The 25,720-nt window shown below is 57.4% G+C and carries 22 protein-coding genes; 10 read left to right on the plus strand and 12 right to left on the minus strand.

The window, feature by feature from the left end; genetic code table 11:
- The 3 genes from VGK48_24445 to VGK48_24455 all read right to left on the minus strand — a co-directional run.
- A partial coding sequence (locus VGK48_24445; protein HEY2384338.1) for a carboxypeptidase-like regulatory domain-containing protein occupies positions 1 to 1,521 on the minus strand: 1,521 nt, incomplete at its 3' end.
- A 258-nt stretch (positions 1,522 to 1,779) separates the two neighbouring features.
- Positions 1,780 to 3,105, minus strand: coding sequence for a hypothetical protein (locus tag VGK48_24450; protein HEY2384339.1), 1,326 nt, complete (start codon positions 3,103 to 3,105; stop codon positions 1,780 to 1,782).
- Positions 3,106 to 3,172: 67 nt separating this feature from the next.
- The gene (locus VGK48_24455) at positions 3,173 to 3,562 is read right to left on the minus strand and encodes a hypothetical protein (protein ID HEY2384340.1); all 390 of its coding nucleotides are present in this window, start codon (positions 3,560 to 3,562) and stop codon (positions 3,173 to 3,175) included.
- A gap of 163 nt (positions 3,563 to 3,725) precedes the next feature.
- On the opposite strand from VGK48_24455, the gene VGK48_24460 reads away from it, so the two are divergent.
- Positions 3,726 to 7,337, plus strand: coding sequence for a carboxypeptidase regulatory-like domain-containing protein (locus tag VGK48_24460; protein ID HEY2384341.1), 3,612 nt, complete (start codon positions 3,726 to 3,728; stop codon positions 7,335 to 7,337).
- 4 nt (positions 7,338 to 7,341) lie between these two features.
- On the opposite strand, the gene VGK48_24465 is transcribed toward VGK48_24460, so the two are convergent.
- Positions 7,342 to 7,785 (minus strand): hypothetical protein, encoded by a 444-nt coding sequence (locus VGK48_24465; protein ID HEY2384342.1) that lies wholly within the window; start codon positions 7,783 to 7,785, stop codon positions 7,342 to 7,344.
- Positions 7,786 to 8,159: 374 nt separating this feature from the next.
- Here VGK48_24465 and VGK48_24470 point away from each other — a divergent pair, with 374 nt between their 5' ends.
- From VGK48_24470 to VGK48_24495, 6 genes are all read left to right on the plus strand, one after another.
- On the plus strand, positions 8,160 to 8,756 hold the full coding sequence (locus VGK48_24470) for a hypothetical protein (protein HEY2384343.1): 597 nt from the start codon (positions 8,160 to 8,162) through the stop codon (positions 8,754 to 8,756).
- A 2-nt stretch (positions 8,757 to 8,758) separates the two neighbouring features.
- Positions 8,759 to 9,832, plus strand: coding sequence for a cobalt transporter CbiM (cbiM, locus tag VGK48_24475; protein ID HEY2384344.1), 1,074 nt, complete (start codon positions 8,759 to 8,761; stop codon positions 9,830 to 9,832).
- A complete protein-coding gene (gene cbiQ, locus VGK48_24480) occupies positions 9,829 to 10,692 on the plus strand; it encodes a cobalt ECF transporter T component CbiQ (protein HEY2384345.1) in 864 nt (287 codons plus the stop codon). The genes cbiM and cbiQ overlap by 4 nt, the downstream gene beginning before the upstream one ends.
- Entirely contained in the window at positions 10,679 to 11,503 is an 825-nt protein-coding gene (locus VGK48_24485; protein HEY2384346.1) for an ABC transporter ATP-binding protein, read from the plus strand. Before cbiQ ends, VGK48_24485 begins: the two co-directional genes overlap by 14 nt.
- An 84-nt stretch (positions 11,504 to 11,587) precedes the next feature.
- On the plus strand, positions 11,588 to 12,340 hold the full coding sequence (locus tag VGK48_24490) for a hypothetical protein (GenBank protein HEY2384347.1): 753 nt from the start codon (positions 11,588 to 11,590) through the stop codon (positions 12,338 to 12,340).
- 14 nt (positions 12,341 to 12,354) lie between these two features.
- Positions 12,355 to 12,819, plus strand: a complete 465-nt coding sequence (locus VGK48_24495; GenBank protein ID HEY2384348.1) for a hypothetical protein — start codon at positions 12,355 to 12,357, stop codon at positions 12,817 to 12,819.
- 17 nt (positions 12,820 to 12,836) lie between these two features.
- On the opposite strand, the gene VGK48_24500 is transcribed toward VGK48_24495, so the two are convergent.
- From VGK48_24500 to VGK48_24520, 5 genes are all read right to left on the minus strand, one after another.
- On the minus strand, positions 12,837 to 14,153 hold the full coding sequence (locus VGK48_24500; protein ID HEY2384349.1) for a tetratricopeptide repeat protein: 1,317 nt from the start codon (positions 14,151 to 14,153) through the stop codon (positions 12,837 to 12,839).
- A gap of 317 nt (positions 14,154 to 14,470) precedes the next feature.
- Positions 14,471 to 14,941 carry a hypothetical protein gene (locus VGK48_24505; GenBank protein HEY2384350.1) on the minus strand — a complete coding sequence of 157 codons (471 nt, stop codon included), beginning with the start codon at positions 14,939 to 14,941 and terminating at the stop codon, positions 14,471 to 14,473.
- Positions 14,942 to 14,984: 43 nt separating this feature from the next.
- The gene (locus tag VGK48_24510; protein HEY2384351.1) at positions 14,985 to 16,568 is read right to left on the minus strand and encodes an ankyrin repeat domain-containing protein; all 1,584 of its coding nucleotides are present in this window, start codon (positions 16,566 to 16,568) and stop codon (positions 14,985 to 14,987) included.
- A gap of 9 nt (positions 16,569 to 16,577) precedes the next feature.
- The gene (locus VGK48_24515; protein ID HEY2384352.1) at positions 16,578 to 17,930 is read right to left on the minus strand and encodes a DUF1552 domain-containing protein; all 1,353 of its coding nucleotides are present in this window, start codon (positions 17,928 to 17,930) and stop codon (positions 16,578 to 16,580) included.
- Positions 17,931 to 17,960: 30 nt separating this feature from the next.
- A complete protein-coding gene (locus VGK48_24520; protein ID HEY2384353.1) occupies positions 17,961 to 20,390 on the minus strand; it encodes a DUF1592 domain-containing protein in 2,430 nt (809 codons plus the stop codon).
- Positions 20,391 to 20,534: 144 nt separating this feature from the next.
- On the opposite strand from VGK48_24520, the gene VGK48_24525 reads away from it, so the two are divergent.
- Positions 20,535 to 21,110: a cob(I)yrinic acid a,c-diamide adenosyltransferase gene (locus tag VGK48_24525; GenBank protein ID HEY2384354.1), complete on the plus strand. Its 576-nt coding sequence runs from the start codon at positions 20,535 to 20,537 to the stop codon at positions 21,108 to 21,110.
- A 107-nt stretch (positions 21,111 to 21,217) separates the two neighbouring features.
- On the opposite strand, the gene VGK48_24530 is transcribed toward VGK48_24525, so the two are convergent.
- The 3 genes from VGK48_24530 to VGK48_24540 all read right to left on the minus strand — a co-directional run bounded on the left by VGK48_24530 (position 21,218) and on the right by VGK48_24540 (position 23,973).
- A complete protein-coding gene (locus VGK48_24530) occupies positions 21,218 to 21,862 on the minus strand; it encodes a fibronectin type III domain-containing protein (GenBank protein ID HEY2384355.1) in 645 nt (214 codons plus the stop codon).
- Between the two features lie 609 nt (positions 21,863 to 22,471).
- Positions 22,472 to 23,023 carry a hypothetical protein gene (locus tag VGK48_24535; protein ID HEY2384356.1) on the minus strand — a complete coding sequence of 184 codons (552 nt, stop codon included), beginning with the start codon at positions 23,021 to 23,023 and terminating at the stop codon, positions 22,472 to 22,474.
- Between the two features lie 356 nt (positions 23,024 to 23,379).
- Positions 23,380 to 23,973: a hypothetical protein gene (locus VGK48_24540; GenBank protein ID HEY2384357.1), complete on the minus strand. Its 594-nt coding sequence runs from the start codon at positions 23,971 to 23,973 to the stop codon at positions 23,380 to 23,382.
- Positions 23,974 to 24,131: 158 nt separating this feature from the next.
- Between VGK48_24540 and VGK48_24545 the strand changes: the two genes are divergently transcribed.
- Positions 24,132 to 24,899, plus strand: coding sequence for a metal ABC transporter ATP-binding protein (locus VGK48_24545; GenBank protein ID HEY2384358.1), 768 nt, complete (start codon positions 24,132 to 24,134; stop codon positions 24,897 to 24,899).
- Positions 24,889 to 25,647, plus strand: coding sequence for a metal ABC transporter permease (locus tag VGK48_24550; protein ID HEY2384359.1), 759 nt, complete (start codon positions 24,889 to 24,891; stop codon positions 25,645 to 25,647). The genes VGK48_24545 and VGK48_24550 overlap by 11 nt, the downstream gene beginning before the upstream one ends.
- The last annotated feature ends 73 nt before the right edge of the window (positions 25,648 to 25,720 follow it).

Consider the following 25,720-nt stretch of genomic DNA (forward strand, 5'->3'; position numbering starts at 1 on the left):
GAAGGGATTGGTGTATGGAACCTCTACAAGTTGCTTCCCCCTCTTGTACCCGAAGCGCGCTTCGTTAAGGATCGTGGGCGAGATCGTCGATACGAACGATCCGGTATAGACCTGCGGCTGCCGCAAAGTGATGCCCCTGAATTTGCCGTCAGGAAAGGGCGGCGGATTGCCATCACTTGGGACACGTTCACGCGTCCCTGTCAGGAACAGCTTATGACTCGCGTTGAAGTTGTAGTCGATCCGGAGATTGACCTGATTCCGTTCGACATCCACGCCATCTCCGCTCGCGCCGTCAACGCCCCGTGTGTGGCGGACAAACCGATAACCGGCGGTATTCAGGCCGTCGCCCGTTTCGAAAAAGTTCGGCAGAGGCGAGTTTGTAAGGGTGAGCGGAATACGTCCGGTCGGATCTATGGACGGCCGAAGAGGATCGCGGCCGTACAGGCTCAGGGCCATCAGGTCGCCGGTGGCCGCTGCGGGCTTTACCGGATTGCCCAATGCGTCCACGACCGGCGCCTGCGGGTTCGCTCCCGCCACGACGGTGGAAATGACGTTGCCGTTCACCACACCCGGAAAATATCGGAAGATGCCTGCGCGCGCCGGTCCGGTCAGCACCGGCGTGGTCACAACCGCCCGCGTGATATCGCGTTGCCCTTCATAGAGGAAAAAGAAGAAAGCTTTATTCTTTTTGATCGGCCCGCCCAGACGCCCTCCGAACTGATTCCGGTTGAGATAGTTCGTCTGCACGCCTGTGCGATTGTTGCTCCATGAATTGGAATCGAGCGCTGTGTTGTGATTTGTCCAAAACAGGCTTCCAGTCGGCGTGTTCGTTCCGGACCGGGTGGATAACTGCACGCCGCCTGCTTTTCCGGCTTCGGGATCGGCAGCCGAAACCACGATCCGAATCTCCTGGACCAGGTCGGGACTCACATAAGTCTGAGAGAAGACGCCGAGGTCATAGCGCCCGTCAGAGACGTTGATACCGTCGCGCAATGTCTCGACTTCATTGATGCGATGGCCCGCAAAGTTGTCTCCCTGAACACCGGCTGCCGTGCCAACCAGATCGAGAACGTTGCGCGAAGGCAAGGGCAGGTCGCGAACCGTGTTTTCGGCAAGCACCGCACCCACGGACGACGACGAGGTCGCAAGCAGGGTGTCGGCCGATACCGAAACATCAACCTGCTGCGATACGGTCCCCACGTCCAATTTGAAGTTCAAACGAACCTGCTGAGCGATGCCGAGTGCGACATCGCTATAGCTTTGTGTTCGAAAACCAGCGAGCTCCGCGCTCACCTTATATGTTCCACTCTGCAGATTCGGAAACTGATACGTCCCCGTTTCGTTGCTTAAAACGGTCGTCACCACTCCGGTCTGTGTATTCGTTGCTGTGACCGTCACGCCCGGGATCAGCGCGCCCGATTCATCGCCAATGCTTCCGCCCAAAGTCGCGTTGGATTGCGCGAATCCCGAAGCGGATAGAACGCAAAGCAACAATGCTCCCAAGACAGTCGACTTGCTCATCACTTGCCCTCCCAATCCTTCTAAACCGTCGAAGACGACACATCGAGGCATTGCGAACGGCCCCGCCCAAGTCCTGTGACAACGATCCGGTTCGACCGCACTTATCTATTTTTTATGCAGTAAGTTGTGCGAATACTAAGATTCTGTTAACGTTCGTGTCAAGCGAAAAATCCGCTTCGATCGCTGAGACAACCAATCGCGTTTGTTGGGGCTTTGACGGCTATGCGAGTTCGAGCCGTTGAGCTGAGATCGTCTTGGCTAGTGCTGATGCATCATCTGCATATGCGCTCCAATGTTGCCGGTCGGCCGAAGGTGGAGAAACACTGTGACCGCGGCGGGATGATCGCCGTAGACCGTCTTGAATTGTGGCGGCACACCATAAGTGGTTATCTGTCCGCCCATTCCGATATTCAAGAACGCCGGTCCAATCGGGAGATCGCGCTCATAACCGAACGTATAGGCCTGAATGCGTCCCGCCGGATCTTCCCCGGCAGTCAACGCCGCCGGCGTTTCTCCAGCGAGGAGGGTGCGGTCGCGATCGACGTTTTCGATCCGGGTCCACGCCCAGTTGCGATTCAGGAAATCAACCGTGGACTCCGCTGTATACGAGTTGAAGATCCGCGCTCCCTGTCCGGGAAGGTCTTTGTTCCTGCCCCAAATGAGACTGGACGCAACGTGGCCTGACGAAAACCGAAGGTTGTGGTGAATGGACGCCGTGGTACGGAGCGTGGCTAGACCCGGTTCCAAATCTTCACGATGGTTGATCCGTCCAGCAGAAAACTGGCCGGAGAGGCTGCTGCTCATACGTACCGTCAGCCGTGACGAAAACGAATCCGGCTTGCCTGTATCGATGTTCCACCGGTTCTCGTTGGGCTCCCGGCCATGAAAAGTCGAAGCCTCCAGTTGGACGGGACCTCCTGAAAAGCCAAGAGTGATGACGCTGTCTGAAATATGAGTGGAATCCTCCTGGTGGTGCCCCAGAACGGCAACCGGGTTCTCTGAAGCAGAGGCGCGATGAGGGTAGGCCGTCGGTCCGAGAGCGGGTTCCCCGATCGGGCCGCCATACACGAAAAGCCGCGTGCGCTCGTTGAGTTTCAGGTCATAGCGCCCGGCAATTTCCATGAACAGATCATGCGGATGCTGACCATCCACGATGGGTAATCCATACACCGTTTCGCCCGACTGGAACAGCTCCGGATATCGGCGCTTCGTCACCGTCGCAGGTTCGAGGCTGAGCATGGTGCGGAAGGTTACGGTCTGCCGGCCGTAATCACGCGAAATCATCGGCATCAACCAATTCACCGAATACAACTTGTCCTCTCCGCGCGGTCCAGTCTGTTGCGTATCCACGAGAAAGCCGTTTGCATGAAACATCAAGGTCCAGTTGCCCAGCGGCGTGTGAAACATCGGAGCGGACTCGGAGGTTGTTCTCGGTTCGACGCTTGTTCCGGAGGACAGAAATCCGACGGAGTTTTCCATTGCCGACATCCCCGGCATGGTCATCTGCGCGGATAATGATTCAGTCGTCAGGGCACAGATACTTGCAACCAGCAGGCTCAAAACAGAAATATTCTTTCTCGGCATAGCACTCCACACGTACAGCCATGACTGCAGACAAATTGAAAAAGTTTGGCTTTGGAGTGTGAGGTGTTTAGATTCGCAAAACGGGAAAGAGAGTGGGCGGATCTTCCAGACGGGGCGGCGTTCCGAAACCAAACCGGACGATGACCGGCCGGTGCGGCGTCAGGTTCGCGGCCGCGGCCGGCATGATCGCAGCCAAAGGCAAAATCAGCTTGCGGGCACCAGATAATTTCGCCTCGATGCCCTGTCCTTGACTACAGGGACTGTTATTAGCGTGGGCTGGAGCGTGAGACGGGTCTTCGCGATGCTTCGAGGGACTCTCTGCGTGTTGGTGGCACGGAGGTTCGCTGGTTGTCTCGTTTACGGCTGCCGTTGCCGCTGCTGATCCGGCAAGGCAGGACCCGCCGCACTGGAGGTGGACAACCAGACTCAAAGTGAGAAGCACGACGACCTTTTTCATACCGGCGTTCGTGAAGGATAGCATAGCGCGCAATGGATTCTCGCTGTAGGCACCGTCCGCGACACGAAGGCGCGATAGCGAGCAATCGGAATTTTTCGTGAACAAGAATTCAGGAAGTCTTCAGTAGGCGCGGAAAGCATGCGCAGGCAAAATTTCTGTCCAGATGATGATTACAACGATTCGTCCATACAAGTTGGCCTTTCACTGGAAATTCTTGATAGCAATTGCGGTGGCTATCGCGCCGGTGTCTTCCCTGCCGTCGGCCGCACAGTCCGTCACGGGGCGTATCACCGGCACAGTCACGGATCAGTCCGGAGGCGTGGTTGCCGGGGCCATGGTGACGGTAACCAATACGGCGCAGGGAACCCAGAATAAAAGCATCGCCGATGCTAAAGGGGTCTATACGTTCCCGAGTCTGCCGGTAGGCCGTTATGACCTCAAAATCGAAGCGGGTGGCTTCAAGACGGAAGGCCGGCCGAATCTTGTCATTGATATTAACAGCGCCCTTCAAGTCGACGTGATGCTGAAATTGGCCGATGTGTCGCAGGAAGTGACCGTCACCGGCGATGCAGCTGCAGCGCCGGTTACAGTGGAAACGATGAGCACCCAACTGGGCGAGGTTGTATCGAGCACCCAAATTACCCAGGTGGCCCTGAATGGTCGAAGCTACACGGACCTGCTGGCTTTGCAGCCCGGCATCGTGCCGGTGTCGACACAAACTGCGGACTCCATTATTATGTCCGGCGTCACGACGGCTATTGCTCCGTCAGGAGTTTTGAACGCAGGCAACCAGTCCATCAGCGGGCAACGTGAAGATGCCAACGGCTTCATCGTTAATGGTGGCGACGTCAAGGAACTGATGAACGGCGGCACTCTTATCGTGCCGAACCTCGATTCCATCGCTGAATTCCGGGTCCTGACGAACAATTTCGACGCGCAATACGGCAATTATTCCGGCGGTGTCGTCACGGTTGTGACGAAATCCGGGACCAACAATTGGCACGGAAGCGGCTTTGAGTTCTTACGCAACACATCCCTGGATGCGCGCAACTTCTTTTCGCCGGAGCGCAGCTTTTTCCGCCAGAATCAGTACGGCGGCACGGCTGGCGGGCCTATTAAGAAGAATCAGTTGTTCTTTTTTGCGGACTATCAGGGTACCCGGCAAAGCCAGGGAGTGGATACCGGACTGATCCCTGTTCCATCCTTTGCAAATCGAAACGGAGATCTGAGTGACTCCGCAAGTAATTTTTACACCACGAACCCGGATGGGACTCTTAGCCCGAATCGGGTTAGCGGTCCCTATCTCGCCGGCTTGTTGAGCCAGAAGCTTGGATATGCGGTTTCTAAAGGCACGCCCTATTACATGCCTGGCTGCGTGACGAATACGCAGTGCGTTTTCCCGAATGCTATTATCCCGCAGCGTGTTTGGTCGGCCCCGACGAATCATCTTTTGCCCTACATTCCCACGCCCAATTTCGGCAGCTCAACGTTCACGACCAGTTCACAAGGCAAAATTTTACGCGACGACAAAGGCAGCTTCCGGATCGATGCCAACTCGGAACGCTTCGGGGCGCTTTCCGGGTACTACTACATTGACGATTATGATTTGGATAATCCTTATCCTGTGGGCCAGGGCGGCGCCAGTGTACCCGGCTTCAACGCGCTGAACATCGGCCGCGGATATCTGGCGACGATTTCGCACAGCAAGGCATTTGGAACATCGATGGTGAATGAGCTTCGCCTCAGCCTGATGCGGAATACAAACACGATCGGCCAGCCTAGGGGCGGTGTCGGCCCGACTCTGGCTTCGCAGGGATTCGTTACAGGCCCTGGAACGCCGGGCATCGTGGTGCAGGCTCCCCAAATCGAAGGTATTGAAAGCACTGTTTTCAACGCATTCTCCCTGGGCGTTCCGATTACGAATCTGGATCAGGCCAATAACACTCTTGGGTTAATGGATGATCTTTCGATCGTCCGCGGCGCTCACAGCTGGCGGGCCGGGTTCCAGTTGAACTACGAACAAGTCAATGTGAATCCCGATGCCACCTTGAACGGAACCTTCATATTTACAGGGTCGGAAACCGGATTAGATTATGCCGACTTTCTGCTCGGAGTTGCCAGCAACTATGAACAGGCGGGTTCCGAAGCCTACTACCCCAGGCATAAGTATGTGGCAGCCTACTTACAGGATAGCTGGAGAGTCAAACCCAGTCTGACGTTCAACTACGGCGTCCGCTGGGACTTGATGCAGTACTGGTCGGAAAAGTACAGGCAGATTCCGACATTTTCTCTCGGCCAACAGTCGCAGGTCTATCCGACGGCCCCTACAAGTCTCGTCTATGTAACGGACAAAGGAATTCCCTCGACGTTCGTCCCGCAAGGCAACAAGTTTGCGCCGCGTGTCGGTCTCGCTTATTCCCCAAGCGCAGATAGCGGCTTCCTCGGCAAAGTCCTCGGAAAACCCGGCAAAACATCCGTTCGCGCCGGCTTCGGGCTCTTCTATTCCGTGATTCAGGGAAACACGATTGGTGTTGACGAACCCCAGCCTCCGACAGGCCTGTCGTATTCGAGCGCAGGTGAAGTCTTGTTTGCGACTCCATTTGTTAATGCCATCGACGGAAGCGTCCATGTGAATCCGTTTCCGCTCACGTTTCCGCCGCTCAATCCTTCCATAAACCATCCGAATTCGAGCATCGACTTCAGTCCTTTTTTACCTCAGGCGGGAATGACTGCGCCCGCTATATCGAGCACGTATCCGTACAACGAAAACTACTTTCTTTCCATTGAGCGGGAGGTTGCGCCCAATACAGTCCTCAGCCTCGGCTACGTTGGCTCTCAAGCGCACCATCTGCTGGTTATTAATTCAGCGAACCCGGGTAACCCCGGTTTGTGCCTGTTCCTCAGCAATCCGGCGAATGTAGCGCCGGGTTCGCCGACTTGCGGTCCGTTTGGTGAGGACAACACCTACACGACGGCGACAGGCCAGGTCGTGCAAGGAACGAGAGTGGGGCTTGGACCAAATTTCTCGAACGACATGTACATCTCCAGCATGGGGAACTCCACCAGCAATGCGTTTGAGGCCAGCCTCCGGCGCACCGGCAGGACCCTGGACATGACGTTCGCCTACACATACAGCAAATCCATTGACCCGGCGTCTTCGCTGGGCGATGACGTCGATCCCTACAACTTCCGCCGCACGAGGGCACTGTCCTCATGGGATATGACGCACAATTTCGTTGCGACCTCCCGCTATTCGCTTCCGCTCGATCGTTTCTTCGGCCGTGCGAAAGCATTGACGAATGGCTGGGATATTTCCGGGATTGTTCGCGCCACCAGCGGGCTGCCGGTGACGTTGCACTCCGACGGGGACAATTCGTTGTTGGGCAGCATTCCCAATGGTGTCAACAATCACAGCATCGATCTGCCCGACTATGACGGAGCCCCATTGCATCTGAACGGAAATCCCCGCAACGGGCAACCTTATTTTGACACCTCAGCGTTCAGCTTGAACCAGTTAGGAGAGCCCGGCACCGCATCGCGACGGTTCTTCCACGGACCTGGAGCTTTTAACGTCGATCTCGCTTTGTTGAAATCTTTCACTCTGAGCCGGGAAAGGACACTGCAATTCCGTCTGGAGGCTTTTAATGCCTTCAATCATACGCAGTTCTTTGGCCCGACGGCTGTGGACGGCGGCATCACGACACCTTTATTCGGGCAGGTCGTTAATGCCGCCCCGCCAAGGGTGATGCAGGCAGCGTTGAAGTTCTTATTTTAAAGCCTTAAGGGCGGATGGCGAATTTAGTAACTTCAACAAAATTCGGACAGCTTTTGTGCAAAGCCCATCCACAGCCGCGCGCCAGCCACCGGTGAAGCACACCCTGCGGTTCGGGCTTCGATGCGTGCAAACCGAGAAGGACGTGAACCACTTTCGTTACAGAGAGGACGACCTGGTCCACGTCTTTAGTGCTGTACCAGGGGCCGATAGCGACATGCACGCGGCTCCCCTTGTCAAGCCAGGCCTCGACATTCTCCAGATCGATAGCTCGGGCAATTAATTCCATATCCGCGCCGGGAGGAAGGTCGATTTCGATAGCTGTTCTTTCGCTTTCGAGCAATCTGCTTTGAATTCCGACTGTTTCGAGCAATCCCCGGCGGACATCCTCCGCGATCGTCGAGAGGGTCTTGCGGGTTTGGGCGATAAGACGGCGCTGTGTTTCAGGCACACGTGAACCTGCCGGCCTCGGATTTTGCTCGATAGACGAGATCAGTGCCGGGGTTTGCCATGCCATCAGTTTCGTCCCCCCGAACCGGGGGCCCGCCTTTAACGGCTAACTCTCAGAACTTTTCCCAGCGGCCGCGCCAGCGACTCATATGCGACTCCCTTCCTTGAACGTTCTGGCTAATATACGGCTCAGATTGCATTTTGGACGTCCAATTTTGTATCCACGGACGTAGAAAGTAAGAAGAGACGAAAGGAGCAGATTTGAGGACCAAACGATGAAATAAGTGTTCGCCTCGATCGGGTTAACTCTTATGGTCAGCGGTTTGGATATCACGCCTTGTTGTCCAGACGAACGGAAACGCCATTCCGCTGGAATTGACGGATATCGGATCGCAAAAGAACCCGGGCGCCGGCGGGCTCTCGACCCTTCGTGTTGTTCTTCGCTTGAAGGGTCCGTGGAACGGATATGATGCTCTTTTGAGCTTCAAGGACCTGAACTACCGTGAGCGCGTCGGCTGGAAGGATGTCGTGGTCACAACAAACGGTTCGATCTATTTTCCGGAAGGAAATCGGTATGCGGTGGACCCGACACGCGGTTTGACCGATTATTCGTCCGATCCGGTGGCGGACGTACGGCATATACAGGAAATCTCGCTGCGGATTGCACCTTCCCCCGGCTATGCAACCCTGACTCGCGCGCTGGACCAGGCCATTTCGTCGTTATTCGCTCCGAAGCAGAGACAGCAAGGGCCGGATCGCCTTTCCGAAGTGCTTCAGTCGCGTAACCTGCCCCTGCAACTTGTTTTCATCGCACTGGGTAGTGCATTCTCGCTGGGCGCACTGCACGCCCTGACGCCCGGTCATGGAAAGACGATCGTCGCGGCATATCTCGTTGGTAATCGCGGAACGGCCAGGCATGCGCTTTTTCTGGGGAGCATCGTATTCTGCCCCTTCTGCCGCGGTGACGATTGAATATGCACATCCCTGATGGCTACCTCAGTCCGACCACTTGTGCGACGCTGTATGCGGCGGCCGCGCCGTTCTGGTACCTTGCGCTCCGTCGCATGAAGCGGATTCTACATACGCACGTCGTTCCGCTGCTCTCCCTGCTTGCGGCATTTTCTTTCGTGATCATGATGTTCAACCTGCCGCTGCCGGGGGGAACGACGGGCCATGCAGTCGGAGTTGGCATTGCGGCGATCATGCTGGGACCGTGGGGTTCCATCCTGGCAATTTCGACCGCGCTGGTTATTCAGGCGATTTTCTTCGGCGATGGAGGCATAACGACCCTTGGAGCCAACTGCTTCAACATGGCGATCGTTGGATCGCTCGTAGCCTGGGTGGTATACCGGGTCGCCGCCGGCCGTTCTCCCATCGAATCCAGACGGCGAATCGTTGCTGCCGGGCTGGCGGGATACGTCGCAATCAACATTGCAGCGTTGATTACCGCCATTGAGTTCGGAATTCAGCCCATGCTCTACGTTGACGCATCGGGAACTCCGCTCTATGCCCCATATCCCCTCCGTATCGCAATTCCCGCCATGATGATCGGACATTTGACTATTGCCGGACTGGCAGAGATGGTGGTTTCCGGTGGTGTACTGGCGTACTTACAACGCGCAGAACCGGGTCTGTTGCGCGCGTCAGCGCTCAACGCCAGGGATGGCGCGAATGGACAAACCGGTGCTGCATGGCGCCTCACCCGTCCACTTTGGATTGCGCTCGGTGTTCTGCTGGTTCTCACACCGCTTGGTATTCTTGCGGCCGGCGCTGCGTGGGGAGAGTGGTCCCCGAAAGACCTTTCGGATCCGGCGGCACGGGTCCAGATTGAGGCCACATCAGCGGAAGCTACTCTTCCCGAAAACGTTCCCGCCGGTCTCGAGCGGCTTTCTTCGTTCTGGACAGCGCCGCTTCCCCGCTACGCGCCGCCCTATTTGAAGAGCGAAAGTTTCGGTTACATAATGTCGGCCATGGCTGGAACCGGATTGATCATTCTGGCTACACTTCTGGTTAGCCGGCTTCTCGGTAAAGCCAGCCTTCGACCATGAATCCGAGCCGCTTTCCCAACGCGCCGCTGGAACGGCTGCCCCACGGTTCGGGCGATGCCGCAGACTGGTTGCTCGCGAGCCTTGCCCGCTTCAACCAATACGTTTCTTCCGCGGAAGAACTGGGAAACCGGAAGGGGCTGTTGCAAGCTGTCGATCCACGGATAAAACTTGTCGGGATCCTGTCGCTGGTGGTGTCCGTGGTTGTTTCGCGGCAGTTAGCCGCAATACTGTTCGTATTTCTGATCGGCTTGATTCTGGCTGTTTTGTCAAAGGTCCGTCTTCAAGCGCTTCTCATAATGGTGTGGTCGCCTGTTCTTCTGTTTACAGGCGCGATTGCGTTACCGGCGCTGTTTCTTACTTCCGGACGCACGCTCTTCGTTTTACCGATTCCGGGCTGGCACATCACCGCCCAGGGATTACGGGCCGCTTCCTACCTCGTCTCACGGGCGGAAACCGCGGCGACGCTATCGGCGTTGCTGGCCTTGACGACGCCCTGGGCATATTTGCTTAAGGCCCTTCGGGTATTTTGTGTTCCTGTTGTGTTCATCGTGATTCTGAGCGCAACGTATCGTTACATGTTCGTTTTGCTGCAGACTGCAGCGGACATGTCGGAATCTCGCAAATCCCGAACCGTCGGCAGGCTGGATTCAAAGGAAAGCAGGCGCATCGCAGCGGCTACGATTGGTGTTTTGCTTAGCAAGAGCTTCGAAATCAGCAACGACGTTCACCTCGCAATGCTGTCGAGGGGATTCCGCGGAGACCTGTATACATTGCACAATTTCAGAGCCTTTCCGCGCGATTGGTTGTGGCTCGGAGTTGTTTTTGCGTTCTCGGCGCTGACGATATATGCAGGACATTGATGTAGCGGGAAAAACGGTCTTTGAAGTCCGGGGGGTGGTGTACCGCTACAACACCGTCACAGCCTTGAACAATTTGTCGCTTTCGATCGGAGAGGGCCGGCGGGTTGCGTTACTCGGCGCCAACGGTTCCGGGAAATCCACACTTCTACGGCTTCTGGACGGCCTTTATTTTCCGCAATCCGGCAGCATTTCGTTTTACGGCAAGACTCTCGAAGAGCGCAGCTTCGAGCACGATCCGTTTCACTTTGACTTTCGCCGCCGTGTGGGCCTTGTTTTTCAGAATCCGGACGTGCAACTGTTCAATGCCACCGTTTTCGACGAAATTGCATTTTCTCCCCTGCAATTGAAATGGCCGAAGGATGAAATTCGCACGCGCGTCGCCGCCATTCTGGACCGGATGGAAATCGCGCATTTGAAGGAGAGGCCGCCTCATCGTTTATCAGGCGGCGAAAAGAAACGGGTTGCCCTGGCCTCAGTCCTGGTTCTTGAACCTGATGTGCTGCTGCTCGATGAGCCGACATCTGCTCTCGATCCACGAAGTGAAAGTCAGGTGATCGATCTGTTGGTTGGCTGGGCAGACGGAAAGAAGACCCTCATTACTGCAACTCACGATCTGGGCCTGGTGGAGGATATTGCGGACCATTGTGTTCTTCTGCAGGCGGGTGCAGTCATCGCGGAGGGCCCCCCATCAACCCTCCTGGGTGACGCCGGCCTTCTGGAGAAAGCGAATCTTGTCCATGCCCATCGTCACCGTCATCCGGACGGATCGATACATTCGCACAAACACTCCCATCCCCACCGTCAGGACTGACATCTCTCTGTTGAACAGCTCATTAAAAACAATTCAGAAATTCTTCAGAAAACTTCCCATTGCACCGTGCTTTACGATTAGTAGATGAAAATCCGCATCATACTGCCAGTTCTGTCGATTCTCCTCGCCGTTAACGGCTGGTCTCAAAGCAATACGGGCACAATCAAGGGTCACGTCCATTTGACCGGGAAGTTGCCCGGCAATCCGTACATTCGAATGGGTATGGATCCGATGTGTGCTCAAGCGAATGCAGGCAAGCGTGTCGTCCAGGAATATGTCGCGGCTACAATTGACGGCAGCCTCGCAAACGTCTTCGTCAGGTTGCAGGGAAACATAGCACCGGTACCGGTTCCTGCCCAGCCCGTGATGATCGATCAGCACGGTTGCATGTATGCGCCGCGTGTCATTGGCGTGCAGGTAGGGCAAACTCTTCAGATCAAGAATAGCGATTCGTTCATGCACAATGTCCACGGTTATTCGGCAAAGAACAACAGCTTCAATGAAGGCCAGTCGCACGCCGGGCTGGTTTACAACTTCAAGCCGAAGAGCGAAGAAGTCATGCTGCATCTGGAGTGCGATATCCATAAGTGGATGACCGCCTACGTCGGCGTCGTTACGAATCCTTATTTTGCCGTCACCAATACGTCAGGCAAGTTCGAAATCGACAAAGTGCCGGCAGGCACGTACACGGTTCAGGCGTGGCAGGAAAAGTACGGCTTTATCACAAAGTCCATCGTTGTCAAACCGGGCGCGGTAGCGGACGTCGACCTCATCTATACTGGAAACGAGAAACCGGCGGGTTCGTCCATACGGACGATCATCCTTCACGCCGACTGACGGGGTACTGTCACATGTCTCTTAAACACACGCTTCTGATTTCTGCCGCGTTTCTGATGGCGCCGCACGCCTTCGGCGCTTCACCGCAAGGAAAAACGGCTACGGCCAAAAGTCTCCGGTGCACGTTCAAGCTCTATACCACGGCCACCTGGAACAAAGCGGGAGCCGCGGAGGCGGCCGTGAAACCGGTGACGCTGGTCTTGTTATTCGACTCCATCAATGCCGATGAGGGCACGGCTCAATTGAAAAATGGAACCGAGGATTCGGACATCATCGTCAAGCAAGGCGGCGGTTATCTGAATTTCATCCAGGCATTCCGTACCGGTCCGCTGTATACCACGACGGTCTTCGATAAGGAGACGCCCGACGGCAAGTTGAAAGCGGTGCACTCGCGGCACGAATATTACACGACTCCCCTGGCAGGCTCGACCTCCAGTCCCGAGCAGTATTACGGGGAATGCGAGGTAACGAGCTCATAGGCTCGCGGCTCGTTCTCTTACTGATTCTCGTGGGCCTGAATGAAGTCTTTGGCCCGTTTGATACTTCGCTGGGTTTGGGGGTTGTCCGGTGCCAGGCGAAGATATTCCTTGAACTGCTTTACGGCCTCGTCAAACTTGCTCTCCAAGCGGAACAGTTCGCCGAGGTCGAAGTGGGCGTTGTAATGGTTCGGATTAATCCGAACCGCCTCGCGCAGAGCCTCGGCGGATTCCGCATCCTTTTCCATATCGGCCAGCGCGATTCCGAGATTGTAGTAGCCCATTGCGGAATCCGGATCGATCCGGACGATTTCGCGAAACTCGATGACGGCTTCAGGGATACGCCGCTGCCGCGCGAGAGCGATAGCGAGGTTGTTATGAGCATCGATCCAGTCGCGATCCAGGCGGATCGCCTCGTGGTATTCGGTCATCGCGTCGGCGTTGTTCTGTTGAGCTGCCAGAATCAGACCAAGATCGCTGTGAGCTAAGACGGAGTTCGGATCCAATCGCAGCGCTTCTCGCAGTTCTGTGACGGCTTCGGGAAGTTTCCCTTCGACCCGCATAGCGCCGGCCAGCTTGATATGGCCCGCGGCGGAGGATGAGTCCGCCGCCAGCGCCTTCCGGTATTCTGCTTCAGCCGGCTCGCCATCGTCTGCATCGGTCAAAACGTCGCCCATTGCGTAATGCGCGTCCGGAAAATCTGGAGCCGTCGCGATCGCTGCCTCCGCAATCCTCTTGGCGCGAGCTTTGCCGTCCGGCAAGGGGATGCGCGCCGAAGTAAGACTTTCTTCGGTCTTGGCCAGCGCTGCAGTGACTTGTGCGGCCATGAGCTTCACCTGAAGCTTCGTCAGAAGGATCTGCCGTTCCTGAGACGTTTTGGAACCCGCTGGTTCCACCAGTTGCCGATGTAATTCCTCCATCTCTTTCCAGGTTTCGGTCAGCGCGTTTGCGGCTTCCTGATCTTTACGCAGTCTCCGCAAGCGGTTCGCGGCGGCGGGAAGATCCAGGCGCGCGAGAACATCGACATGCACTACTCCTTTTGCTGCCGCAGCCTGAGGCGGCTGTTCCTGCGGTTCGACTATCGTCATGGTGAATGCGTTGACTTGAGCCGGCGTGAGTTTGAGAGCTGTCACCTCGTCGAATGCCTGGAGCCTGGCTGAGGCTTCCAATAGAGCAGTCCTCGTCGCGCCATAAAGAGCCCACCGCTTTGCCGATTCGGCTGTCTCGCCATTCGCAATCTTCTGTTCGCCGGCCGATCGAATCTCAACTGGTGACTGACCGAAAGCGCAAATTGCGCAAATCAGGACAGAGATGGAGAGGAGGATCTTTTTCGCCATGTTGGCGATTATCTCAGCTGCCGGGCCGCCACATGCAACCTAAGAGTTCCTGAAGTTTTATTCAGGAAATTGCCCGGCGTCCCTCGAGACTTTAAAGAAGAATTAAGGAACTCTTCAGTAGGCAACCATTCTTTCTGGAATTAACCTAAGCCCTCTGCAAATGTCACATCAACTTCATTCCAGATTCAGGCTCATTGTCAGGTTGGAGTTAATACCTGAATGCCTGCCTCTCCTGCCTTTTCGTAGTAATAAATACTCCCGCCAAGCTGGCAGTTCCCGCTCAGGGACTGCCAGCCCTATAACTACTGAAGAGTTTCTTAACCTTTTGTCTGGATCGACTGGCGGAATACGCGGTCGCGGATGGGCAAATCGGTATGCGACTCAATCGACATCGCATCTACGCTCCAGCCGTCGCCGCACCAGTGAATGTTCACGGATCGCAACGAGCCGGACGAGTCACGCACATAAAACGCGCTGCCGAAGCCGTTCGTGGCAAGCAGGCCCGGCTGTCCTGCAGGTTGCTGCGTGATCAGCCAATACGCCGCCGCCAGGGTCGTTTCGACGCCGGTATCATCTTTCCAGGCTGCGAGGATTGCGGAGTGGGATGCATTACGCTGAAGTTCGAACCATTCCAGACTGAGAGGCGCCGCCGCGGCTTCGCGCTTCGCAGAGAACCATCGCACGAAGTTAGGGAGGACGGAAACCAGCCGCAGGGATGCCCGGCCCGTCATATCGGGCGCGAAGGCCTGCGCGGCAGTAAGTCCGCCCGTAAGGGGAATAGCAATCATTCCCCCTCGGACAAGCAATGAATCCATTGAAAGCCCCCGGAAACTATGGTGTGGCGGCGTTGAGCCCGCCCTTGGTCGTGGTGAGTCTCTCTACAGGAATTCCGTGCTCCTTCATCAATCTGGTGACCAGTTCGACCGCCTCGGTCTTATAGCTCGACGACTGCATGTTGACCATGACGCCCGTGGCCCAGTCCAGGACAGATTGTCCCTTCGATCCGGTCCGGATAAATGTGCCGGCCGTGAATTGACTGACGGCCGTGAGATCGGCTCCGTGATCCACCAGATATTGGATGCCGCGCACGAAGTTCTTGTGAGCGGCCCCATGCAAGGCCGTCACGTGGTCTTTGTTGGCGGCGTTGATCGGAATTCCGGAATCGACCAGAATCTTCAAAGCTTCAAATGTTTCATCCGGCGTGCCGAAATCTTTCGTGAAACCGTCGCCGTAGCCGACGCCGGACAACGCCATTAAAGCCGTCGTTCCATCGTCGGTTGTAATCTTAGGGTCGGCGCCGTGTGCCAGCAGATATTTCATGACCTCCAGGTCTGCGCAATAAGAGGCCCGGAGGAAAGCGGTGGCCCCGGAATCCTTCAACCATGAAGTGGCGCCGTAGAGTTCGGAGCCCGCTTTGATGCGGGCATTGACGTCGGCGCCTTTTTCGACGATCAGGTGAATGACGTCGAGCAATGCAGCATTGTCTATGACGGGATTCGGGACGGTGCCCGTTTCCCGGGTTCGCGCCTTCTCCGCAAGGAACAACGGCGTCCAGCCTTTGGCGTTTGCGATCTTGACGTCGGCGCCGCGCTCAATCAAGGCTTTGGCGGTGGCGGCATCGCCGTTCTGCAGCGCGACGATCAATGCTGTCGTGCCGTTGCCGGATTGCTGGTTGATGGGAGCGCCGCCCTCGATGAGGGCTTTTATGGTGTCCAGGCCCCTTTCCCTTGTCGCCTCCATGAGGGCCGTGACGCCGCCTTTGGCATTGGCGCTCGCCGCGGGCGCGGATCCGGGATCCTCGGCGTCGTCATCACCGCCGCGGCGCCCGGCGCCGGCGGAGACCTTCGACGCGGCCTTGGGATTTGCGCCGCGGGAAAGCAGGAGGGTGACGACATCGGCATGGTTTTGTTCGGCCGCCCAGATCAGGGCAGTCGTTCCTCGCAGTGTCTCCTTGGCTTCGAGGTTCGCTTTGGCGTCCAGCAGCAGCTTGACCTTTTCGATGTCGCCCGAGCGCGAGGCCACCATCAGCGCCGTCTCGCCGTTGGAAAGAAAAGGCGCGTTGGGATCCACGCCGGCGGCGAGAAGCTTTGAGACCATAGCCGGAGAACCGCTTTCCGCGGCGATAAACAACGGTGTGGCGCCCAGCCGGTTGGACGCCGCGGGATCGGCGCCCGCCTTGATCAGCATGTCCGCTGCTTCGACGTTATCCCAGTGCGCCGCCCAGTGAAGCGCCGTGCTGCCGTCATTCTGCCGGGCGTTTACGTCCGCGTGCTGGACGATCAGTTTTGGGAGACCGGCAAAATCACGATTCATGACGGCGTCGGCCGCGACGCTGCTCCCAGCCCCGGCGCCTGCAGCGGCGAGGGGAAGGAGCAACGCCAGCAATCCGAAGCTCAATAACAGTTTCTGCTTCATAGTGGCTCGCTAGGTCAATGACACCGTAGCGGTGCTGTCACCGATACTTTCCTTTTCAATGCCGTACATGTGCAGCAGGCTCAGCAAAAAGTTGGATGTCGGGCCCTTTGCGACGATATTCCGCACCGTACCGGTTTTGTGCCGGCCGCTCGCGCCTCCGACGATCAGGCTCCCGACGTTAACGTGGCTGTGCTGATTCGCGTTACCCATGTTGCTTGTCCAAAGTACCAGCGAGTTATCCAGCATGTTGCCGTCGCCGTCGGGTGTGTCCTTCATCTTCTGGAGGAAGTTCGCCAGCAGCTTCGTATGGTAGCGGTTGATCTTGGCATAGTCTTCACGCCGGACCGGATCTTCGCCATGATGCGACGAAGCATGGTGGGCGGTGTTCACGCCGGATTCCGGATATGACGTCGAGCTTTCGTCACGCACCAGCAACAGCGCGGAAACGCGCGTGATATTGGCCTGGAAGGCCAGGAACTGCAGATCCCACATCAGCTTGATGTGCTCGTCGATGGATCGCGCGGCGCCGTCTGAAACATCCACGTCTGGCGCTTCCAATACGGCATTGGCCGACAGCTGCACCCTGCGCTCGACTTCACGCACATTTTCGAGGTAATCGTTCAAGCGCGAGCGGTCGGCGGGTGACAGCGTCTGGTTCACCGAGGAAATGCGGCCCATGACGCGATCCAGAATGCTCGCATTTGCTTTTTTGCGCGCCAGGCGCTGTTCGGGCGACGCCCCATCGCCATACAAGCGCTCAAAAACCACTTGAGGACTGATTTCATGCGGCAGCGGCTTGGTGGCTCCAGCCCAGGAAATCGAATTCGTGTATGAGCAACTGTAACCCCAGCCGCACACGCCCGTGTTCGAACCGGGATCTTCGATGCCGACCTGCAGTGAAGGCAGCAGGTCGTTCTGGCCGTACTTCTGCGCGATCAATTGGTCGACACTGGGGCCCAGAAATATGCCGGTCCTGCTCGGCGGCGCTCCCGTCATTGATGCGGCAAGGCGGGCATGATCGCCTCCCGTCATTCCCGGAGGGGGCATGGAAGACGTGGCGTCCAGACCCGCAACAATCGTCAACTGTTCCTGGAACGGTTCCAGCGGCTTGTGGATGAAGCCCAGACCGATGTTGCGTCCCGAAGTGGGGGCGAGGTCCGTATCGTTCGAATCGTGCCAGTATGTGCACGCCCACCCGTGGGCAGACACCAAACCAAGAAACCGCGGCGCCGCGGGAACGGCCGCGGTTCTTGCCAGCAGAGTCCCGGCCGGACACATGGCATCGAGAAAAGGAAGCGCAATCGCAGCGCCGGCACCACGGAGAAGTGTGCGGCGGGACATGTGTTGCTTAGTATTGAACATGGTATCTCCCGATTAATGTTGTTAAGAACTCTAATGGCGGCTGTCGGCGACAGCGTTACCTGGAACCTGATTCCTCTGAAACTCCTGACTCTCGACGATCCCGAGAATCAACAATGAAAACCGATTATCATGAGCCCTGGCGTTCGCGGCGACCTTTCGAACTGCGGGCATGTCGTAGAATTTCACGCCGCGGCCAAGAGCGTAAGTGAACAACCGCTCGGTCAAGGTCTCCACAAAGCGCGGCGAGTAGCGAAGGAGTGCCTGCCGCAGTTCCGCGGGACCATTGAATTTCGTGCCGTCCACAAGACTTCCGGTCAAATCCAGCTTCCGGCCGGCGTCTGTCGTGCGATAGGCGCCTGCAGCATCGAATGCCTCCAGAGCGAATCCGATGGGATCCATCATTTTGTGGCACGAAGCGCAGGTAGCGCTGATCCGGTGCTGCTCCATGCGGTCCCGCATGGTCGCTGGAGCGGGACCTCTGGAGTTGTTTTCCTTGAATGCGGGCACGCCGGGCGGCGGATCCGGCGGAATCACGCCGAGGATATTGATCAGCACCCACTTCCCGCGCCGGACTGGTGAAGTCCTGTCCGCATTCGATGTGACGGTAAGCATGCTGCCCTGCCCCAGCAGTCCGCGGCGCATATCCAGCTCCGGACCGAGCTGGACCCGGCGGAAACGGCTCCCGTAGACACCCGGGATCCCGTAGTACTTTGCAAGTCTTTCGTCTACGAATGTGTAGTCCGCATTCAACATATCCACGACGTTCCGGTCCTCGCGCACGACACTCTCGAACAGCATCTGCGTTTCGGTCCGGAAATCCTGCCGGAGGTTATCGTCGAAGTTCGGAAAAATATCGTCGACGCGGGTGACGGATTGGAGGTTGCGCAATTGCAGCCATTGACCGGCAAAGTTGCTCATGAACTCTTGCGATCGGGGATCGGCAAGCATGCGCTTGACCTGCTTCTCCAGCATCCCTGGACTGCGCAGCCTGCCCTGGGTTGCGATGGTTCGAAGCTCTTCATCAGGTATGCTGCTCCACAAGAAAAAGGAGAGGCGCGAAGCAAGCTCGATATCGCTGATCGTATAAGATTGAGCGGGACCGCTATTCCGGGCCACAGCCGGTACGGCTTCCGTCCGGTAGATGAACTCCGGATCGGAGAGGATCATCTGAAGGCCGCGTTCGATTCCCGCTTCGAAATCGCTTTCCTTGCGGCCTGCATCGTATTCCGCCAGCACCGCTTCAAGACTGGATGCTGTGACAGGCCGGCGGAAAGCCTTGGCGGCAAGCCCCGAGAGTATCTTCCGGGCGCACGGCGCCTCTTCAGCTGCGCTGGCGGGATGGCATAGCAGAATGAGATCGCGAGGGCCCGTGTGCTCCGGACGAAGTCCGTCATAAGGCCCAGTGATGAGCAATGCGTTGACGTGCGGCACAAACGTGAACCCATTGACGTTGCCCGGCAAATGGAATGCGCGATCGAAATACTTGTTGAAATCGTCGCTGGGGATCAGATTCCGTCCGATGAAAGCCAGCTCCACGGTCCGAAGGCCCGCCCGAACCGGCACGCGCACTTCGTATTTTGTATCTGATGCATTACGCGGCGCTTCTTTCTCCACGCTCCACACGTGCAGCCGTATACCGTCCACGGTCAGTTCCAACTGCTCGCCGGCCGCATCGCCGTGCAGCCCTCCGGCGTTCGATCTCACCGGTGTCCAGTTGAATGCGTAGGTTCCGTCGGCTGGAAAGAAGTGATGGACCTCCAGTCCGCCGCGGGTTCCAAACGACATCCCTTCAACCTGCCGGGTCTGGGAATAGTCCGATGGAACCACGTATGACTTCTGCACTGTCGAAAATTCATGCCCCAACGCCAGCCTGCTGATCTTCGCGGCTGCGGACACGTAGGATTCAACCAGAGCGGGCGAGGTACCCAGCGCGCCCGCGATGTTGTCGAACCCGTCGCTCGTGTCATCCACTGGCAGAAAAGTGGCCGGATCGACCTCCATCCCCAGCAGGTCGTGGATGGCATTGGCGTATTCCCGGCGGTTCAGCCGGTGCGGACCCGGCGGAGTGAACGTCGGCTTCGCGGCTGCGGCAAGATCCAGGCGCTTCTCCAGCGACGACGCCAGAAAATCGTAAGTCGCCGCGTCCGGACGCTTCATGTCGGGCGGAGGCATCATCCCCGCGCGCAACTTGCGTACGATCTTTTCGCCGATTTCCGCATGCTCGCCGATCCTGGCCACATCGAGACCCTGCAGACTGAGCCCGCCTGTCTTGGCCTTATCGTTGTGACAACTCACGCAGTATTCATCAAGGACGGCCCGCTCGCGCCCCGCCTCCTGGGCCGCCGGCGCCTGGGCCGCCTGCAACCTCGTGCCGGAGGGCGTGACCAGCGCCATCGTCACGAGCGCCAATAGAAGGCCTGCCGACGAACCGACAATGCCGCACGAAAAACAGCTCTTCATATATGTAATCACCGTCGTCGAAGCTTACCGATTTTGAGATGTTATTTGGAACAAGATGGTTTGGCAACTTACAAGTCGCTTAAGATTTTTTAAGGCAGACTTTCAGGCGAAAGTGCTGTGCTATGGTTTCGAGAGGAGTTCACCATGTCCATTGCTACGGAGCGCGGCGATGCGGGCGAAACGAGCCTGCCCGGGGGCATTCGCATTTCGAAGGCGGATCTGCGAGTCGAGGTTTACGGCACATTCGATGAATTGATTTCCTCGATCGGGTTTGCCCGGGCTATTTGCCCGAATGCGAATCTTCAGGAACTCACGAAGTCCATCCAGCGCGAACTGTTCAAAGTGGGCTCGGCCGTGGCCACGCCACCGGAAAGCCGAAAACCGATGCCGGTCATCGCCGATGAAATGGTTCAGCGCCTGACGGAAGAGGTCCATCGGATCGAAGCGACCGAAGGCCTGTTGGCCGACTGGTCGATTCCCGGCGAGGATCCCTCATCTGCAGCCTTTGACGTTGCGCGTACAGTCTGCCGGCGAACCGAACGCCTCGCCGTGCGTCTGGCCCAAGGCGGCGTTTCGATACAGCCCAACGTTCTGCGGTATCTCAACAGACTCTCCGATCTGCTTTGGCTGTGTGGCCGTCTGGTCGAGGTCGAACTCCAGATCAATTCAAAGCTGCGCAACGACGATAACAAAGGACCACGCTGGTCGCGTGCCTGGTAGCACGCTCGCGCGAGGCGGAACACAAGAAGCACAAGAGGCACAAGAGCGGATGCATTCCTCTGCCTCTTGTGCCTCTTGTGCTTCTTGTGTTCCTTTCCCCTCCGTTGTTACGTCGTCATCTTGATGACCGGATCACTCCATTCGCTCCAGCCCGATTTTCCAAAAGCGCGAGCCTGGAAAACGTAGACTTTGCCTGGAGTAAGGCCGCTGACCACAGGCGCCGGCCGGGCGCTCGGGGCCTGTATTGTGGTCCAGGACGCCGGCGGCGTGTTGTTCGGTCCCTGCTCACCCGATTGGATTTCGAGCATGCGTGTGCCGGCTTGAGGTTCGACGAAAACCTTCTGCTGGCCGGGACCGTCCTGCACGAGCTTTTCGACTACCGATTTGATCAATGGCGGGGCCGGCGTCGGGCCCGCCATCACCTGGAAACCGGCGGCCGTGATCACCGTCGGGTCGGTACCCGAGACGTCCTCGACGTAGACCGCCTCCTTCTTGAGCATCTTTACAAACGCCCTGAATTGCTTATTCCTCTCGGCGATGGCAGTTTTGCCGCCGTCCTGAGCCGCTGCAACGGAAGTGCTGAGACTCTGCAACCCGCCTTTCAAGTCGGCTATGGCGATCGGCGGTGCCGTCAGCTTCGGGTTGCCATCCATACCGTTCACCGCGGCCGTGCCCGCGGATACAAGTTGATCGGGCGTCAGCCGATTGAAAATCATCGCCACACGCGCCAGTTTAGTCGTTGAATTGGACATAGTTCCCCTTTTGCCCTTTCGGGACTTTGTAATGGGTTAGCGTTGGGTTGTGGACCGCGTCTCGGTTGCGCCGCGGATGCTTCTACTAAGGCAAGCGGGTGCCCAAAAACGGCGTGATGGCGCCCAAAAGCGCAACTATGTGTTTTCAATGACTTAAGCGAATGCGATGGGTATTCGACATCGGGTTTTTCGCACTTGTGCGAAAAACCATTCGCAGAAGTGCGAAAAACGGAGGTGGCCGGCCGCCTTTGAGACGTCAAAGCCGCGCCCGCATTGTCGACCGAAAAGTCACAACGTCGGGCGAAAATTGACGTTGTCGAATGAAAATCCACAACGTCGAGCCAAATCTCACGTTGTCGGACGTAATTTCATCTCGTCGAGCGAAAGTTGACATTGTCGAGCGAAAATTCACAACGTCGGGCCAAATCTCACGTTGTCGGACGTAATTTCATCTCGTCAAGCAGCAACCGACGTTGTCGAACGGCGGACTCCGGTTGTACGTCGATGGAGACCGCGCGTCCGATCGAGAGCAGTGGTGCCAGTAGACGGCGCAGTCGCATTGAGCCTCCAGTAGCGCGGCAAAAGGCCGCCCAGAGAGACTTTTGGCGGCTACTTCTTCGGGCCTGGAGGGGTTGCTATTTGGCCGCGGCTTTCCGCATCGCTATAGCCCTTATGGTGATCGGAAAATTCATGGTCCCTGGATGTCCCTTCGCCAAGTGGCACTCCTGCCGGATGCGGGTCAAACTGGTGCGGATACCAGTAATGCATGTGGCATTTTTCGCAGGCCTGATCGAGCTGATCGCCGAGGTCGAGCATTTGATCGGCATCCTTCTTGTCGATCGCATCCAGCAGAAGCTTCGTGGAGTCGTAAAGGCCATGGGTATAGTTTACCCAACCGGCTCGATCGGCATCGATCAGCGCCTTGATTTCTTCAGGACCTTCCTCGATGCCAGGGTTCTCGGATTTTTCTCCGGGTTTCGCGACCAGGCGGCCTGGCATTTGAAGAAGATTACTGGCTTCGAGAAGCGCGATCGCGTGGTTGCGGGCCTCCTTCCAATCGTCGTCGGTTTTGGGCCTTCGGTCAATCACGCCTGTGGCGGTCTCCTCGGTTGAAACGGCATCCCAGAGCCAGTCGGAGTTATAGTCGACCTCAGCGTCCATCAGATCTTTGATTGTGGCAGTAGGCCGGTACTGCGGCTCGCTGATAGATCCCGCGGGAGCCGCCGGTTTCGAGGAACACCCCCCGGCCAGAAGCGATAAAGCGGATGACAAAAGAAACAAAAAAAAATTTCTGATTAATAGCGTGTGTTTAAGAGACATTCGAATACACCATTGTTAGTCGCCGAAGGACGATCGTCCGAATGGACAAGCTAGCCGGTTTCTGGTTTCCTGAAGAGTTCCTGGATTGCTGTTCAAAGTCGCCGTTCAACAAAGAGATCAGCCACAAAAGGCACAAGAGGGAGGGATGTCTTTTGTGCCCTTTGAGGCTAATCTCCCCGTCTAAGCTTGGAAACCGGCTAATCGGACTTCCTCAAGCTGGGCGCCGCGTCGGGCCGCTTCTCATTGGGGTACCAGTATTGCAGATGGCATTTCTCACAGGCTTCGTCGATGTCGTTACCGACGTCGAGAAGCTTGTCTTTGTCTTTGGCCTCGGCCGCTTGCAAGGTTTTCATGGTGGCATCATGCAGGTCGTGCGCATGTTTGAACCAGGCTGCACGGTCCTTGTTGATTGCGGCTTCGATCTGGTCCGGGGCGAGTTCAACGTTCGGATCGTTGGCTTTCTCGCCTTCTTTCGCAACTTTGCGGCCGGGCATCTGCAGCAGGTTCGTGGCTTCCAGCAGCATGATGGCGTGATTGCGGACCTGCTTCCAGTCTTCGTCGGTTTTTGGATACTTCTCTTCGACACCCTTGGCGCTGACAATGGTCTCGACGGAGTCCCAGATGTAATCCGATCCCGGATCGACAAGAGCATCCATGATGTCTTTTACACTCGCCGTAAGCTGATACTCCGGCTGCGGCTCAACCTTGGCAGCCGGCTGAGTTTGCTGCTGCGCACATGAAGCCGTCATGACGGCCGCTATCGTGCAGACAAATCCCAAAAACCTTCGCATTGAAACCCTCCTCAAAAAAATGGCATGTTATCGCGGGCTGCCCGGATTGTATCTGAAGAATCGCTGAATTTTTCTTAAGAAAGCGATGAGCAACAAGTCCGGCCTTTCGCCGACCGTTCATTGGTGGGACTCCTGCGGCTTCTCCGGAAATACTGGCTATGGCTTCCAGTTCACTCACCGTGCACCAGTGCTTTCAAGATATGCTGGTCGGCGGGACCATGGACAGCATCCTCGATGTACACCACCTCTCTGTGAACTTTCGTCGGCGCCATGTGCTGCGCGACCTGAGCTTCAAGGTCGAACGCGGCACTTCGCTCGCGATTCTCGGGCCGAACGGCGCGGGCAAGACCGTGCTGTTTCGGTCGCTGATTGGTGCGACGCCCTTTGACGGCACGGTGCGCTGGGCCGCCGGCACGCGTATCGGCTATGTGCCTCAGAAGCTGGACCTCGAGCGTGACATCCCGATCACCGGACTCGATTTTCTGACCGCACGCAGCGCGCTCGCGCGTGGCACGCGGGCCGACGTCTCTCGTGTGCTGGAGCTCGTCGGCATTGCCCCCGACGTGGTGAGACAGCCGATAGGCGTGCTCTCGGGCGGCCAGTTCCAACGTTTGCTGCTCGCCTTCGCGCTGCTCGGCGATCCGAACGCGCTGCTGCTCGACGAGCCGACCGCGGGAGTGGACGAGCCGGGGCAGGAACAAATCAACGAGCTTGTCAGCATTCTTCAGCGCGATCACGCGCTTACCGTGCTGTTCATTTCGCACGAGCTCACGGTGGTGACCCGCTACGCCACGAACGTGCTCTGCCTGAGCCAGAGCGCCGCATGCTTTGGTTCGCCACGCACCGTTCTGACGCCGAAAATCCTGCGAGACATGTACGGGACGGACGTGCATTATCACATCCACGATCACGCCGATGGCCGTTGATGTATTGGCCCTCGCGGTAGTGATGGCCGTGGCCTCCGGCCTGATCGGTTGCTTTGCCGTGATGCGGCGGATGTCGCTGGCGGCCGATCCGCTTTCGCACGTCGCGCTGCCCGGTATCGGCGTCGCCCTGGCGCTACGGATCCATCCGATCTTCGGCGCCGCGGCGCTGCTGTTCTTCGGCGCGCTCCTGGTGTGGGCGCTCGAGCAACGGACCCGTGCCGCCACCGAAACGATGATCGGCGTTGTCTTTTCCGCGGCGCTGGCTGTCGGAAGCATGATCACCACGGGCGAGGATCTGATAGGGGCGTTGTTCGGCACCAACAGCGCGCTCAGCAGGCCGGAGTTGATCTTCGGCCTCGTCGGCGCGGTAGCAGTGATCGTCTTCATCATTACACAACGGGACAGGCTGATCCTGATGCTCGTGTCGACAGAAGTGGCCCGCACGGCCGGGATCAACGTCGGCCGCCTGAATCTGCTGTATCTTGAAGCATTCGCGCTGACGATTGCGCTCGGGCTGCGCTACCTGGGGGTGCTGTTGATGGGGGCTCTGATTATTGTGCCCGCCGCCACCGCAAAGGGACTGGCACGCAATCTCACAGGCATGCTGTACATGGCGGCCGGTATCGCTGTACTGGCCACCGTCGTCGGTACCTGGGCGGCGATTTACCTCAACCGGCCCAGCGGCCCGCTGATCGTGATGACGGCGACAGGCGTCTTCCTGCTTAGTCTTACACGAGAGCCCGCCTAAATGCCACGCCGAGCGGAGGGTATTCTCCTATTGGCACCTGGCGGCAAGCGTGGGCTTCTCGCAATACTTATCG

The organism is Terriglobia bacterium, from assembly GCA_036496425.1.
Classification (GTDB): domain Bacteria; phylum Acidobacteriota; class Terriglobia; order 20CM-2-55-15; family 20CM-2-55-15; genus 20CM-2-55-15.